Genomic DNA, 15,715 nt, shown 5'->3' with positions numbered 1-15,715 from the left:
AGGCGTCAGGCCGCCCGCCGCAGACGGAACTGAAAGCGGAACTGCACGAAAAGAAGAAGGGGCGCCCTTTCGGGCGCCCCTCCTTTTACCGCGATGCTGAAGCCTCGCTGCCGGATCAACCGAGGTTGATGTCGGAGAGCGAGAGCACCGTGCTGTTGTAGACGCCGAGCAGACGAACCTCGGACGAAGCCACCTGGCCGTCGCCGTTGGTGTCGACCACCTGGTACAGGCCGGAGCTGGTGCCGTTGTTGGCCAGAACCAGCGTGCTCGCACCGGCCGACGAGTTCGTCAGCGTCCCCAGGGCCGAGCGGAAGCTGGCCAGGTTCGCATCCGTCAGGCTGCCGCTGACCGCGGAGGACAGGCTGACCAGTTCGTTGGTCATGCTCACCCCGTTGGTCGCCGCGGTCGCCGTGGTCAGCGAAGCGTCGCCGTTCCGGTCCGCCGTCGTCCGAGCCACATCCGTCAGCTGCACCTTGTCGGTGCCCGACTGGAAGTTCGACACCGAGATGAAGCCGGTGTTCGCACCCAGCGCCGCGATGTCGCTGAAGGACGAGTACACCACCGTATCCGTGCCGCTGCCCGACGCCAGGCTGATGCTGTCGCCAGTACCACCCTGGAAGCGGATCGACCCGCTGGTCACCGTGATCGCATCGGTGCCCAGACCGCCGATCAGCGTCTCCACGTTCTGCACCGACATGGTCACGCCGGTGTTGCCGGTGGTGATCACGTCGTTGCCCGTGCCGCCGATCAGCGTCTCGATGCCACGCAGCAGGACGGTCGAGCCGCCGTCGCCGAGGCTGACCACATCCGTGGCCGCACCGCCGACGATGATCTCGATGCCGCTCTCCGCCCGCATGGTGACGCCGGTGTCGCCCAGGATCACCAGGTCGCTGCCGGCACCGCCGATCATCGTGTCGATGCCGCGGGTGATGACGGTGTTACCCGACGCACCCAGGGTCACGACGTCCGAACCGGTGCCGCCGACCAGGAACTCGACGCCCGAAGCCAGCATCGTCACGCCGGCCGAGCCGGTGAAGACGATGTCGGTGTTGGCGCCGCCGGTCAGCGTGTCGATGCCAGAGACCGTGACCGTGTTCGGCGTGTCGCCGAGCGTGATCACGTCGTTGCCCGAGGAGCCGATCAGCGTCTCGACCGCGCGGGTCAGCAGCGTGCTGCCCGAGGTGGCGAGGCTGACGACATCCGTACCGGCGCCGCCGATCAGCAGTTCGATGCCCGAACCCAGCGCCATGGTGACGCCGGTGTCGCCCAGGAACACCCAGTCGGTGCCCGCACCGCCCGACAGCGTATCGATGCCGCGGGTGATGACGGTGTTGCCCGAGGAGCCCAGGGTGACGATGTCGGTGCCCGCACCGCCGACCAGGAACTCGACGCCCGAGACCGTCATCGTCACGCCGGTCGAGCCGGTGAAGACGACGTCGGTGCCAGCACCGCCGGTCAGGGTGTCGATGCCGGTGACGGTGATCGTGTTCGGCGTGTCGCCGAGCGTGATCACGTCGGTGCCGGTCGAACCGATCAGCGTCTCGATCCCGCGGGTCAGCAAGGTGGCGCCCGAAGTGCTGATGGTCAGCACGTCGGTGGCCGTGCCGCCGACCAGGATCTCGATGCCGGTGCCGAGCGTCATCGTGTTGCCGGTGTCACCCAGGAACACGAGGTCGGTGCCCGCACCGCCGATCAGCGTCTCGATGCCGCGGATGGTGGTGGTGTTGCCGGCCGAACCCAGGGTCAGGACGTCGGTGCCGGAGTTGCCGATCACGTAGTCCGCACCCGAGACGGTCAGGGTCGCACCCGCCGAACCGGTGAAGATGACTTCCAGGCCCGTGCCGCCGATCAGCGTCTCGATGCCCAGAGCCAGCAGCGTGCCGCCGGCCGTGCCGATGGTGACGACGTCGGTGCCCGTGCCGCCGATCAGCGTCTCGATGCCCGACACCACCATGGTGTTGCCGGCCGTGCCGAGGGTGACGATGTCGGAAGCCAGACCGCCGGTCAGCGTCTCGATCCCGCTGACGAGCAGCGAGTTCGCGGTGTTGCCCAGCGTGACGACGTCGGTGCCGACGTCGCCGGTCAGCGTCTCGATGCCGCGCAGCAGCACCGTGTTGCCGGCCGTGCCGAGCGTGATCACGTCGGTACCGGTGCCGCCGATCAGGATGTCGATCGCCGAAACCAGGGCCGTCGTGCCGCCCGAACCCAGGAAGACCAGTTCCGAACCCGAACCGCCGGTGATCGTCTCCAGCGCATTGGCCAGCAGGGTCGAGCCCGTCGTGCCGATGGTGATGACGTCGGTGCCCGCGCCGCCGGTGACCGTCTCCAGAGCCGAAACCAGCAGGGTGTTGCCGGTCGTGCCCAGGGTGATGGCATCGGTGCCCGAACCGCCGACCAGGGTCTCCAGCGCCGAGACCAGCATGGTGGTGCCGGTGTCGCCGATGGTGATGACGTCGGTGCCAGCAGCGCCGGTCAGGGTCTCCAGGCCGCGCAGGATGACCGTGTTACCGGCCGTGCCCAGCGTGACCACGTCGGTGGTGGTGCCGCCGATCAGGATCTCCAGCCCGGAGGCCAGGACCGTGTTGCCCGACGAACCCAGGAACACGAGGTCGGAACCCGTGCCGCCGGTGATCGTCTCCAGGGCGTTGGCGAGCAGGGTGTTGCCGGCCGTGCCCAGGGTGACGACGTCGGTGCCGACACCGCCGGTGACCGTCTCCAGAGCCGAAACCAGCAGGGTGGTGCCGGTCGTGCCCAGGGTGACGACGTCGACCGAAGCGCCACCCACCAGGGTGTCGATCAGCGAGATCGCCAGGGTGTTGCCCGTCGAACCCAGGGTGACGACATCGGTGCCCGTGCCGCCCGTCAGGGTCTCCAGCGCCGAAACCAGCATGGTGGTGCCGGTCGTGCCGAGGCTGACCACGTCGGAGCCCGTGCCGCCAACCAGCGTGTCGATCAGCGAGATCGCCAGCGTGTTGCCGGTGTTGCCCAGCGTGATGACGTCCGTGCCGGCAGCGCCGGTCAGCGTCTCGATGCCGCGCAGCAGAACCGTGTTGCCGGCCGTGCCCAGCGTGACGACGTCGGTGCCAGCACCGCCGACCAGAACGTCGATGCCCGAGACCGCAACCGTGTTGCCGGCCGTGCCGAGGAAGACCAGTTCGGAGCCCGTGCCGCCGACCAGCGTCTCCAGGCCCGAAGCCAGCAGCGTGGCGCCGGCCGAACCGATGGTGACGACGTCGGTGCCAGCACCGCCCGTCAGGGTTTCCACAGCCGAGACCAGCAGGGTGTTGCCCACCGTGCTCAGCGTGATGGCGTCGGTGCCCGCACCGCCGGCCAGGGTTTCAAGGCCCGAGACCAGCATGGTGGTGCCGGTGTCGCCGATGGTGACGACGTCGGTGCCAGCAGCGCCGGCCAGGGTCTCCAGACCGCGGACGGTGACGGTGTTGCCCGCCGTGCCCAGGGTGATGGCGTCGGTGCCCGCACCGCCGATCAGGAACTCAAGCGCCGAGGCCAGGACGGTGTTGCCCGCCGAACCCAGGAACACGAGGTCGGAGCCCGTGCCGCCGGTGATCGTCTCCAGCGCCGAAGCGGTGAGCGTGTTGCCCGCCGTGCCCAGCGTGATGACGTCGGTGCCCGTGCCGCCGGTGACCGTCTCGAGAGCCGAAACCAGCAGGGTGTTGCCGGCCGTGCCGAGGGCGATGACGTCGGTGGCAACGCCGCCGGTGATCGTCTCGAGCAGGTTGACCCGCAGGGTGTTGCCGGCCGAACCCAGCGTGACGACGTCGGTGCCGCCCTGGCCCGTGAGGGTTTCCAGAGCCGAAACGAACAGCGTGCCGCCGTTGGTGCCGATGGTGACGACGTCGGTGCCCGTGCCGCCGATGACCGTCTCGAACAGCGAGACCGACGCGGTGTTGCCCGTGTCGCCCAGCGTCAGCACGTCGGTGCCGGCGCCGCCGATCAGCGTCTCGATGCCGCGGAGCAGCAGCGTGTTGCCGGCCGAACCGAAGGTGACGACGTCGGTGCCCGTGCCGCCGATCAGGATGTCGATGCCCGACACCGAGAGCGTGTTGCCGGCCGTGCCGAGGAAGACCAGCTCGGTGCCCGTGCCGCCGACCAGCGTCTCCAGGCCCGAAGCCAGCAGCGTGGCGCCGGCCGAACCGATGGTGACGACGTCGGTGCCCGTGCCGCCCGTCAGGGTTTCCACAGCCGAGACCAGCAGGGTGTTGCCCACCGTGCTCAGCGTGATGGCGTCGGTGCCCGCACCGCCGGCCAGGGTTTCAAGGCCCGAGACCAGCATGGTGGTGCCGGTGTCGCCGATGGTGACGACGTCGGTGCCAGCAGCGCCGGCCAGGGTCTCCAGACCGCGGACGGTGACGGTGTTGCCCGCCGTGCCCAGGGTGATGGCGTCGGTGCCCGCACCGCCGATCAGGAACTCAAGGGCCGAGGCCAGGACGGTGTTGCCCGCCGAACCCAGGAACACCAGATCGGAGCCCGTGCCGCCGGTGATCGTCTCCAGACCCGAAGCCAGCAGCGTGCCGCCGACGGAGCCCAGGGTGACGACGTCGGTGCCCGTGCCGCCCGTCAGGGTCTCGAGCAGCGACACCAGAACGGTGTTGCCGACCGTGCCCAGGGTGACGACGTCGGTGCCGACCTGACCGGTCAGCGTCTCGATGCCGGACACCAGCATGGTGTTGCCGAGGACCGAGCCGATGGTGACGACGTCGGTGCCAGCACCGCCCGTCAGGGTCTCGACCGCGGAGACGAACAGCGTGTTGCCGGCGGTGCCCAGCGCGATGACGTCGGTGGCGGTGCCGCCGATGACCGTCTCGAGCAGCGAGACCAGCGCGGTGTTGCCGGTGTCGCCCAGCGTGACGACGTCGGTGCCGGCGGCGCCGGTCAGCGTCTCGATGCCGCGGAGCAGAACCGTGTTGCCGGCCGTGCCGAAGGTGACGACGTCGGTGCCCGTGCCGCCGATCAGGATGTCGATGCCCGACACCGCGACCGTGCTGCCGGCCGTGCCGAGGAAGACCAGCTCGGAGCCGGTGCCGCCGACGATCGTCTCGAGCAGGTTGGCGAGCAGGGTTGCGCCGGCCGAACCGATCGTGATGACGTCCGTCCCGGCAGCAGAACCCGTCAGGGTCTCCAGGCCCGAAACCAGCATCGTGCTGCCGTTGGCGCCGGCGCCGACCGTGATGACGTCGGTGCCCGAACCGCCCGTCAGGGTCTCCAGGAAGCCGATCAGCATGGTGGTGCCGGTGTCACCGATGGTGACGACGTCGGTACCGCCCTGGCCACCCAGGGTCTCCAGGCCGCGGACGAGGATGGTGCTGCCGCCGGTGCCCAGCTGGACCACGTCGGAAGCGGTGCCGCCGACCAGGATTTCCAGGTTGTTGGCCTGCAGGGTGCTGGAGCTGGTGCCGAGGAAGACCAGATCCGAACCGGTGCCACCGAAGATGGTGTCGAGCAGGTTGGTGGACAGCGTGTTGCCGGCCGAACCCAGGGTGACGATGTCCGTCCCGGCAGCAGAACCCGTCAGGGTTTCCAGGGCCGAGACCAGCAGCGTGTTGCCGGCCGTGCCGAGGGCGACAACGTCGGAGCCTGCGCCGCCGGTGATCGTCTCGAGCAGCGAGACGGACAGCGTGTTGCCGGCCGAGCCCAGGGTGACGACGTCGGTTCCGGCAGCGCCGGTCAGCGTCTCAAGGGCCGAGACCGCCAGGGTGTTGCCGGCCGTGCCCAGGGTGATGACGTCGGTGGCAGCGCCGCCGGTCAGCGTCTCAAGGGCCGAGACGGACAGCGTGTTGCCGGTGTCACCCAGGGTGACGACGTCGGTGCCGGCAGCGCCGGTCAGCGTCTCCAGGCCGCGCAGCAGGATCGTGTTGCCAGCGGTGCCCAGCGTGACGACGTCGGTGCCCGTGCCGCCGACCAGGATTTCGACGAGCGAAACGGTGGTCGTGTTGCCGGCCGTGCCCAGGAAGACCAGATCGGAAGCGGCGCTGCCGGTCAGCGTCTCGAGCAGGGAGGCGGTGACGGTGTTGCCACCCGAGCCCAGGGTGACGACGTCGGTGCCGGCGCCGCCGGTCAGCGTCTCGACAACGTTGACCAGCAGGGTGCTGCCGGCCGAGCCGATGGTGACCGCGTCGGTGGCGGTGCCGCCCGTCAGCGTCTCGACGCCGCTGACGACCAGCGTGTTGCCGGTGTTGCCGAGCGTGATGATGTCGGTGCCGACATCGCCGGTCAGCGTCTCGATGCCGCGCAGCAGAACCGTGTTGCCAGCGGTGCCCAGCGTGACGACGTCGGTGCCGGTGCCGCCGATCAGCGTCTCGACGAGCGAAACGGTGGTCGTGTTGCCGGCCGTGCCGAGGAACACCAGGTCGGAAGCGGTGCTGCCGGTCAGCGTCTCGAGCAGGGAAGCGGTGACGGTGTTGCCACCCGAGCCCAGCGTGACGACGTCGGTGCCGGCGCCGCCGGTCAGCGTCTCGACGGCGTTGAGCAGCAGGGTGCTGCCGGCCGAGCCGATGGTGACGAGGTCGGTGCCCGAGCCGGCGGTCAGCGTCTCGATCCCAGCCACCAGGACGGTGTTGCCGGCCGAGCCGATGGTGACGACGTCGGTGCCGGCCAGGCCGACGATGGTCTCGACCCCGGTGATCAGCAGGGTGTTGCCGGCGGTGCCGAGGCCGATGACGTCGCTGGCGGTCGAACCGACAACCGTCTCAAGGGCCGAAACCAGCAGAGTGCCGCCGGCCGTGCCCAGGGTGACGATGTCGGTGCCGGCAGCGCCGGTCAGCGTCTCGAGGGCCGACACCAGGATGGTGCTGCCGCCGGAAACCAGGGTGACGACGTCGGTGCCAGCACCGCCGGTCAGCGTCTCGACGGCCGAAACCAGCAGGGTGCTGCCGGCCGAGCCCAGCGTGACGACGTCGGTGCCAGCGGCGGCGCCGGTCAGCGTCTCGAGGAGCGAAGCCAGGATGGTGTTGCCGGTCGTGGCCAGCGTGACGACGTCGGTGCCGGCGCCGCCGGTCAGGGTCTCGACAGCCGAAACCAGCAGGGTGTTGCCCGCGCCGCCCAGCGTGACGACGTCGGTGCCGGCAGCGCCGGTCAGCGTCTCAAGGGCCGACACCAGGATGGTGCTGCCGCCGGAAACCAGCGTGATGACATCGGTGCCGTTGCCGCCGGTCAGCGTCTCGACAGCCGAAAGCAGCAGGGTGTTGCCATTGTTGCCCAGCGTGACGACGTCGGTGCCGGCAGCGCCGGTCAGCGTCTCAAGGGCCGAGACCGCGATGGTGTTGCCCGCGGTGCCCAGCGTGACGATGTCGGTGCCGGTGCTGCCGAACAGCGTCTCGGCAGCCGAGACCAGCAGGGTGTTGCCCGCGGTGCCCAGGGTGACGACGTCGGTGCCGGCGCCGCCGGTCAGGGTCTCCAGGGCCGAAACCAGCAGGCTGTTGCCCGCGTCGCCCAGCGTGACGACGTCGGTGCCAACGTTGCCGGTGACCGTCTCAAGCAGGGACACCAGAATCGTCGAACCGGAGGTGCCGAGCGAGATCACATCGGTGCCGGCGCCGCCGGTGATGGTCTCGAGCAGGGACACCAGCATCGTCGAGCCGCTGGTGCCAACCGACACCACGTCCGTCGAGGTGCTGCCCACCAGGGTTTCCAGCAGCGAAACCTGCAGGGTGGAACCGGAGGTGAGAGTGATGAATTCGGTACCGGTGGTGCCGATCAGAGTTTCAAGCGCCGAGATCGACAGCGTGTTGCCGGCGGTCTGAAGCGTGATGACGTCCGTACCAGTGCTGCCGATGATCGTAGAATACGTACCTAGCGATAGGGTTGAACCCGTCGTTACGTTAAAGGTTCCAGCCATACTAATCCCCTTCAGGTTTGGTTCGCCGGCGGATGAACCATCTTTAAGGCGCGCGTCACGCTCGGCTGAAGGCAGGCAGAGTCAGTCCTAGCGCGAGCTAACACACCGTGCCCTTGTTATCCGAAGGAATGGACCCAAAGCAACGCGTTTCTACCGAAGTGGGTAGGGCCAAACGCCCGGCTGGGCGAAAGGCCCTATGAGTGATCGTAACCCCCCTATACCACCCCCCAGACAAGTGCCTGGAAAATCTGATAAAATACCCGGTATGGCCAATCCGCAACAGACGGGGTTGAAGTTGGGGTTACCCACAGATCCGACGAATCCGCCCCCATCGGGCCGGGACGGAGGGATCCTGTCCACTCGACTTGTCTCTCCTCCGGCGAGCATTTGCACAGCTTTTCCCGCAGCCGTCACTTCAACTGCCAAGGCCTGGCTTAAGCCCGTCTAGTCGTTGCCGTTACAATTTCATAATGCAGGTAATATTGCCGTTGCCGCGGCGATACGGATGCATGTGCGGCCAGGATCGCACTTGGAGAATTCGGGAACACCCGCTATTCCGTTCCGGCGGCCGGAACGGCAGGCCGCGGGGCCGATGTCTTGTGCCGACACCTCATGCCGTACCGCAGGGCCGATAAGGACGACCGACCAAGCATGGCGACCATTCAGGAGGCACTCGCCGCGGCGGTGCGGCACCATCAAAGCGGCCAGATCGCCGCCGCCGCCCGGATTTACCGCCGCATCATCGAGACCACGCCCGACCAGGCCGATGCCTTGCATCTGATGGGATTGGTCGCCCGGCGTGCCGGGCAGAAGGGAACGGCATTCCATCTGATGGCCCGCGCCCTGCGGATCGATCCGTCGATGGCGGAAATCCGGCTGAACCTGGGCAACCTGTTGCGCGACCACGGGAATGCGGCCGGAGCGGCGGCGACCTACCGCACAGCCATCGCCCTGCGGCCGGATTTCACCGCCGCCTATGAGAATTTGGGCGGGCTGTGCCGCGGGCTGCCCAGCCTGGGCGATGCCCGCAACGCCTATCGCCGGGCGATCCGCCTTTCCCCCGCCGGGGCGGAGGGCCATGCGGGACTGGCCAATGTCCTGCAGGAACGCGACGCCCTGCCCGATGCCGTCGCCGCCTATGTCCGCGCCATCGCCCTCGACCCGGCCAACATGGCCGTCTGCAACAACATGGGCATCGCGCTGCGCGCGCTGGACAAGTCGGGCAACGCGGCGGAGGCGGCAGCGGCATGGCACCGCCGCGCCGTGACGCTCGACCCCGGCTTCGCCGCCGGCCACAGCAGCCTCGGCCTTGCCTTGCAGGAACAGGGACGGCTGGAGGAGGCGGCGGACGCGCATGCCCGCGCCATCGCCGTCGATCCCGGCTTCGTCGGCGGCTATGCCAACCATGGCAATGCCCGCCTGAACCAGAACCGGCTGGACGAGGCGGTCACCGGCTTCCGCCGCGCCGTCGTCATCGACCCGGCCAGCCCGGATGCCCGCCGCAACCTGGGCATGGCCCTGCTGGTCGACGGCCGGCTGGAGGAGGGCTGGCGCGAGTATGAATGGCGGTTGCGCTGCAAGGATGCGCCCACCCTCGCCGACATGCCCAAGCCGCGCTGGAACGGCGAGCCGCTGGACGGCCGCCGCATTCTGCTGCATGGCGAACAGGGTCTGGGCGACGCGCTCCAATTCTGCCGGTATGTTCCCCTGGTGGCAGCGCGTGGCGGCCGGGTGATCCTGGGGCTGCCGGCGCCGCTGCAGCGGGTGATGGCCGGGCTGCCCGGCGTGGAGCGCTTCGTCAGCGGCCAGCTCCCGACCGACGCCTTCGATCTGCATCTGCCGATGCTGAGCCTGGGCGAGGTGTTCGGCACCCAGCTCGATACCATCCCGCACCGCGTTCCCTACCTGTCGGCGGAACCCGACCTGATTGCGCACTGGGGCGGGCGGCTGACGGAAGCAGCCGGCCTGAAGGTCGGCATCGTCTGGGCCGGATCGCCCACCCACGGCAACGACCGCAACCGATCCGTCGGCCTCGCCCCCTTCGCCCGGCTGGCCGCCATCCCCGGCGTCAGCCTCGTCTCCATCCAGAAGGGACCGACCGAGGGGCAGGCCGCAAACCCGCCCGGCGGCTTCCCGCTGCTCAACCTCTCGCCCGACATCAGGGACTTCGCCGACACCGCCGCCATCATGGCCGGCCTCGACCTCGTCGTCTGCGTCGACACCTCCGTCGCCCATCTCGCCGGTGCCCTCGGCGTCCCCGTCTGGGTCCTCGTCCCCTTCGCCCCGGACTGGCGCTGGATGCTCGACCGCGAGGACAGCCCCTGGTATCCGACCATGCGACTCTTCCGGCAGGACAAGCCGGGATCGTGGGACGACGCCCTCAACCGGCTCGAACGCGTCCTGCGCAGCCATGCCGCCCGCTTCACCGAAACCCTGACAGGACCTTCCGACATGCCGATTCTGGCGCCCGTCTCCTGGGGCGAACTTCTGGACAAGATCACCATCCTCGACATCAAGGCGGAGCGCATCGCCGACGCCGACAAGCTGGCCAACGTCCGGCGCGAGCGCGAGGCGCTGGTCGCCGTGGCGGCGCAGGCCGACACCGCGCGGCCGGAGGTCGTGGCGCTGATCGACGGGCTGCGCGCGGTCAACACCACCCTGTGGGAGGTGGAGGACGAAATCCGGGACTGCGAGCGTGCGAAGGATTTCGGTCCGCGCTTCGTCGAACTCGCCCGGCAGGTCTACCACACCAACGACCGCCGGGCGGCGCTGAAGCGCGACCTGAACCGCCTGCTCGGCTCCGAACTGGTCGAGGAAAAATCCTACCAGGCCTACTGAGGCCCGACCGCCCGAAATCCGGCGCCCACCTGCCCCTTCCAAGCCCTCTCCCCAGTCCGAAGGTCCTGCTCCATGACCACCGACACCGCAACCGGGACCGCCAGTCTTCCGACCGGCCAGAGCACGACCGGCCAGAGCGGTCCGGACCATCAGGCCCTGGGTCATCGTCTGGCACGGGTTCTTGAGCTGTGCCGGTCCGGGCGGCCGGAAGAGGCGGAGGAGCCGTACCGCGCGCTGTGCGGCACACCGCCGCAGGATGCAGCCGATCTGCTGTCGCTGGCCGAAGCCGCCCGCATCCTGGGCCGCCCGGCCGAGACCGTGGCCTGGGCCGAGGCGGCGGTCCGCCGGCAGCCGGACAGGGCCGATGGCTGGAGCGTGCTGGCCCTGGCCTTCATCGCCGCCGGCCGCACCGACGACGGCTATGCGGCGGCGGCCGAGGCGCTGCGGCGAACAGGAGAGAGTGGGCAGGGGACGAATGGGCCTGGAGCCGATGGGGCGGGAGGGCACGCGGCGAAAGAGGCCGCGGCGATCCAGGCCCACCGCGCGCAGGCGCTCGCCCGGCTGCGCCGCGGCCAGCTGGCCGAAGCGGCGGCGGCCTGCGATGCCGCGCTGCGGATTGCCGACGGCACCACCCGGCCCAGCCAAATCCAGCCCACCCAGACATTGCGGCAGGCGCAGGCGGAAACGCTGGGCACCCTGGCGCTGGTCCGCATGCTGGAGGGCCGGACCGAGGAGGCCGAGGCGCTGTTCCGCCGGGCACTTTCCCACCGGCCGCTCCTGCCGGAAATCCTGGGCAACCACGCCTCGCTGCTGGCCCGGCTGGGCCGCGACGCCGAGGCGCTGGAACAAGCCGAACAGGCCGTGGCGCTCCGCCCGCGGCTGACCGGAACGCTGCACCTGATCGGCACCCTGCACCATCGCGCCGGCCAGCCGGAATTCGCCATCGCCGCCTTCCACCGGGTGCTGGCGGTCGATCCCGGCCATCTCGACACCCGGCTGCGGCTGGCCGACAGCCTGCGCGTCGCCGGCCATTGGGAGGAGGCTGCCGGCGTCTGCCGCGACGGGCTGGCCCGCATCGCGAACCCGGACGATCCCGCCCGGACGCCGCTGCTGGCCAATCTGGGCGCCGCCCTGCAAACCGGCCGGGACGCCGCGGGCGCTCTGGAGGCCTACCGCGAGGCGCTGCGCCTGTCTCCCGACCTGCCGGAGATCGACAACAACCTCGCCCGCCTGCATCAGGAGACCGGCAACCCCGACGCCGCCATCGAGGAGCTGCGCCGCGCCACGGCCGGCCGGCCGGCCAACCAGCCGCTTCCCCTGCCGCTGCGCCGCGCCCTGCTGTCGCTGCTGATCGCCGCCGGCCGCACCGCCGAGGCGGAAGCCGAAGCCTTCGGCATCGCCCGCACGGCGCCGGAGGATGCGGAGCTGTGTTTCGGCATCGCAGCCCTGTTCTTGCAAGGCGGCTGGCGCGACCAGGCCCTGCCCTATGTGCGCAAGGCGATCCGTCTCGCCCCCGACCTGCCGCGCAACTGGATCGCGTTCGCCGAAGCGCTGCGCGACGCCACGCCCCCCGCCATGCTGCCTGGGGCCGATGGGGGAATGGATGAGGGACTGCGCGCCGATCTGCTGGCCGCTCTCGGCCGGCCGGAGGTGGAGGCCGCCGGACTGTCGCGCGCCATCGCCGGCGTGCTGATGGCGTCCCCCGCCCTGCGCCATCTCGCGGCCCTGCCGGAGGACGCCGGCCCCGCCCAGGACGATGCCAGCCGGGCGCTGCTGGCCGACGGCTCGCTCGCCGGGCTGGCGGAGGATGCGCTGCTGCTGGCCCATCTGCGCGCCGCCCCGGTCTGCGATCCCACGCTGGAACGGGCGCTGACCCGGCTGCGCCAGGTGCTGATGCTGGCGCTGACCGGCCCCGGCCTGCCCGACCGCCCGGCGTGGCGCACCCTGTGCGCCGCCATCGCCGAGCAGTGCTTCCTCAACGAATATGTCTTCGCCGAAACCGATGGCGAGTTCCAGGTGCTGGCGGCGCTGGTCCGCGCGGCCGAGGCCGCGCTGGACCGCAACGAACAGCCGCCGGCGGTGCTGGTCGCCCTGCTCGGCGCCTACCGGCCGCTCTACCGCTGGGACCGAGCGGCCGCCCTGCAGACCCTGTCCTGGCCCGAGGAGATCGCCCGGCTGCTCGACCGGCAGGTCGCCGAACCGCTGGCCGAGGCGGCGATCCAGGCGGAGCTGCCGGCGCTGACGCCGATCAGCAACCCGGTGTCGGTCGGCGTGCGCGCCCAGTACGAGGAAAATCCCTATCCGCGCTGGATGAACACCGGCCTGCTGCCGGAAGCGGTGCCGCTGCCCCGCTTCCTGCACGCGCTGTTCCCGCATGCCGCCCTGCCCACCTCCCCCGCCTGGGACACGCCGGGCTGGGACGCGCCGGAGGTGCTGGTCGCCGGCTGCGGCACCGGACGCGAGGCGATGTGGGCGGCCTCCACCCTGAAGAACGCCCGGGTGCTGGCGGTCGACCTCAGCCGCCGCAGCCTCGCCTACGCCACGCGGCAGAGCCGGCGTCTGGGGCTGGACAATGTCGAGTTCGCCCAGGCCGACCTGCTGGAGCTGGGGGCGCTGGGCCGCCGCTTCGACGTGATCCACAGCGTCGGGGTCCTGCACCATATGGAAGACCCGATGGCGGGCCTGAGGGTGCTGCGCGGGATGATGCGTCCGCACGGCGTGATGGAGATCGGCTTCTACAGCGCCGCCGCCCGCCGCCCCATCCTGGCCGCGCGCCACTTCATCGCCGAGCGCGGCCATCCGCCGACGCTGGACGGCATCCGCCATGTCCGCCGCGACATTCTCGCCCTGCCGGAGGGCCATCCGGCGCGCGCCGTCGCCCATTCCCCGGATTTCTACGGCACCAGCGCCTGCCGCGACCTGCTGATGCATGTGCACGAACTGCACGTCACCCTGCCCTGGCTGGCCGACGCGCTTGCCGCACTGAAGCTGGAGTTCCTGGGTTTCCGGCTGGCCGATCCGGCGGTGGCCGCCCTCTACCGCAAGCGCTTCCCCGAGGATCCGGCGATGACCTCGCTGGCCCGCTGGGACCGGCTGGAGGCGGAGCATCCGATGATCTTCGGCGGGCTGTACCAGGCCTGGGTGCGGGTGCGGGAATGAGGACACATTCTCTCACCCCCATGCCCCCACTCAGGGATTACACTGCACGCGCCCTCGCAGCCTTTTAAGCAGGAAAATCAGCTTTGCGTCTCATCAGCATGTCAGTTTGGGGTTCTTCGCGGATGTACTGGGAAGGGGCCCTGATCAACAGCCGGATCTACAAGGAGATCTATCCGGGCTGGACCCTTCGCATCTACACCGATGAACAGAACGATTTTACGCGCGAGTTGGTCGCAAACGGCGCGCAGGTTTGCCTGATGAGGAACCCGGGCGGCATCTTCGGCATGTTCTGGCGCTTTATCCCCGCATCCGACGAGGGGCTCGACGCCCTGATCGTTCGCGATGCCGACAGCCGGCTGAACGTTCGGGAGGCTGCCGCGGTCGAGGCTTGGCTGGCATCCGGAAAGGGAGCCCACGTAATGCGTGACCATCCGCACCATCTGAATTGGCAGATGCTGGGAGGCATGTGGGGCGTTCGCGGTGGTGTGATTCCAGATATGAAGGAAAAAATCCTGGCATGGAACCGCTGGGAAAACAAACTCGACGATATGTACTTCCTCGCGGAATTGTCTGGCCTGATATCCAGCATAACTGTCTTCAACATGTCAGGGGAACGTCACCGTTTGGCGGAGAACCATTCCCGCCGCATGGTCCCTGTTCATGCGACTACATTGGACAGGTTTACTACGAAAGCAATGTTAAAGACATTTCCCGTCAATAATAAATAAGAAAATAGGAGAATTTTTATGTACTGGATGAACGACCTTCACGTATTTACCACACAATCAGCAAAAAAAGTTTTCGAGAAATTGGGAATTGATGGTCATGACTACTGCATGAGTGATCATTGGAAATTTTTCTATGACACCGATCCCTCCATGGGATTGCCGGCAATCAATCGGCATGAACTCGCGCAACCCTACAACCATGACAATTTTGAGGTTATGGCCAACAATTTTAGTAAATACTTTTCTTCTGTCCAAAATCAGGACGTTGATTTTTTCTATTGCAGCTTCACGTCAAAGATTGCGCATGTCTTTCGGCATTGCGAGAAGAAAATCCATTGTCAGCTTTCCTTCCGTTTTGAAGACAATCACCCTGTTCCACCAACGGAGATTGAGCGCCTCAGAAGCCTTTTGGTCTCGATGGTGGAGTTTGGCCAACTCCATATTTCAGCCAACAACCGTTACGATGAAATGTATTTTTATCATTTCACCGGCATAACTCCGACCTATGCGCCGGCCACCGGCACTTATATGACCGAGAGCTATGCTCCGCAATCGGACCGAATTCTGATCGGTCCCGGTCGCCATTACCCGACCGGAACTGCAATCATGAACAAGCTTGCGGAATATCTTCAGCAGAGCTGTGCTCTACCGGTCCAGACAATCAGCCAAGCCTATCCCAAGGGATTTTCATGGAAAGCACTGTCGCAGCATAAAGCAATCATCGTCATTCCCTATACCGTCAGCAGCGGCGCCTTTTTTGAATATCTTTCGATGGGAATACCAATGTTCTTTCCATCGCCACGCCTGCTAGCAGAGTGGCACACGAAGCATTTCCTGTTGGTCGAGCGTAAATATGCCCTGGAGCGCATGGACCGTTCCACCGTCAAACCTGTGGTGAACTGCTATCCCGATCCGAACAACGATCTGGATTTCGAGTCGGTTCTTTTTTGGCTAAAGTTCTGCGACTGGTACCAGTGGGATGGTGTCACGACCTTCGATTCCATTGAGGAATTGGCCCATCTCCTGCGGACTTTCGATCCTCAAGAAAAAAGCACCCGCCTTCTCGCACAAAGCCAACGCGATCTTCAGAACGCCGTCCGTTCTTGGAAAGCGTTGGTTGGAAAAGGAGCATAAA

The 15,715-nt window shown here is 67.8% G+C and carries 5 protein-coding genes; 4 read left to right on the top strand and 1 reads right to left on the bottom strand.

Translation table 11 applies throughout. From position 1 onward, the window contains the following. Positions 1–115: 115 nt before the first annotated feature. The gene (locus ABNQ39_RS35550) at positions 116–7,855 is read right to left on the bottom strand and encodes a calcium-binding protein (protein ID WP_376967558.1); all 7,740 of its coding nucleotides are present in this window, start codon (positions 7,853–7,855) and stop codon (positions 116–118) included. 651 nt (positions 7,856–8,506) lie between these two features. On the opposite strand from ABNQ39_RS35550, the gene ABNQ39_RS35545 reads away from it, so the two are divergent. From ABNQ39_RS35545 to ABNQ39_RS35530, 4 genes are all read left to right on the top strand, one after another. After that, positions 8,507–10,693: a tetratricopeptide repeat protein gene (locus ABNQ39_RS35545; RefSeq protein ID WP_376967556.1), complete on the top strand. Its 2,187-nt coding sequence runs from the start codon at positions 8,507–8,509 to the stop codon at positions 10,691–10,693. A gap of 72 nt (positions 10,694–10,765) precedes the next feature. Continuing rightward, on the top strand, positions 10,766–13,852 hold the full coding sequence (locus ABNQ39_RS35540) for a methyltransferase domain-containing protein (RefSeq protein ID WP_376967554.1): 3,087 nt from the start codon (positions 10,766–10,768) through the stop codon (positions 13,850–13,852). Positions 13,853–13,935: 83 nt separating this feature from the next. Beyond that, a complete protein-coding gene (locus tag ABNQ39_RS35535) occupies positions 13,936–14,580 on the top strand; it encodes a hypothetical protein (protein WP_376967552.1) in 645 nt (214 codons plus the stop codon). A gap of 18 nt (positions 14,581–14,598) precedes the next feature. After that, complete coding sequence (locus ABNQ39_RS35530; RefSeq protein ID WP_376967550.1) at positions 14,599–15,714, top strand: hypothetical protein; 1,116 nt, start codon at positions 14,599–14,601, stop codon at positions 15,712–15,714. The last annotated feature ends 1 nt before the right edge of the window (position 15,715 follow it).

The sequence above is a fragment of the Azospirillum sp. A26 genome, assembly GCF_042604635.1.
In the GTDB taxonomy this organism is placed as follows: domain Bacteria; phylum Pseudomonadota; class Alphaproteobacteria; order Azospirillales; family Azospirillaceae; genus Azospirillum; species Azospirillum palustre.
The sequence above is the reverse complement of the archived record's forward strand: the minus strand, read 5'-3'. Positions and strand labels throughout refer to the sequence as shown.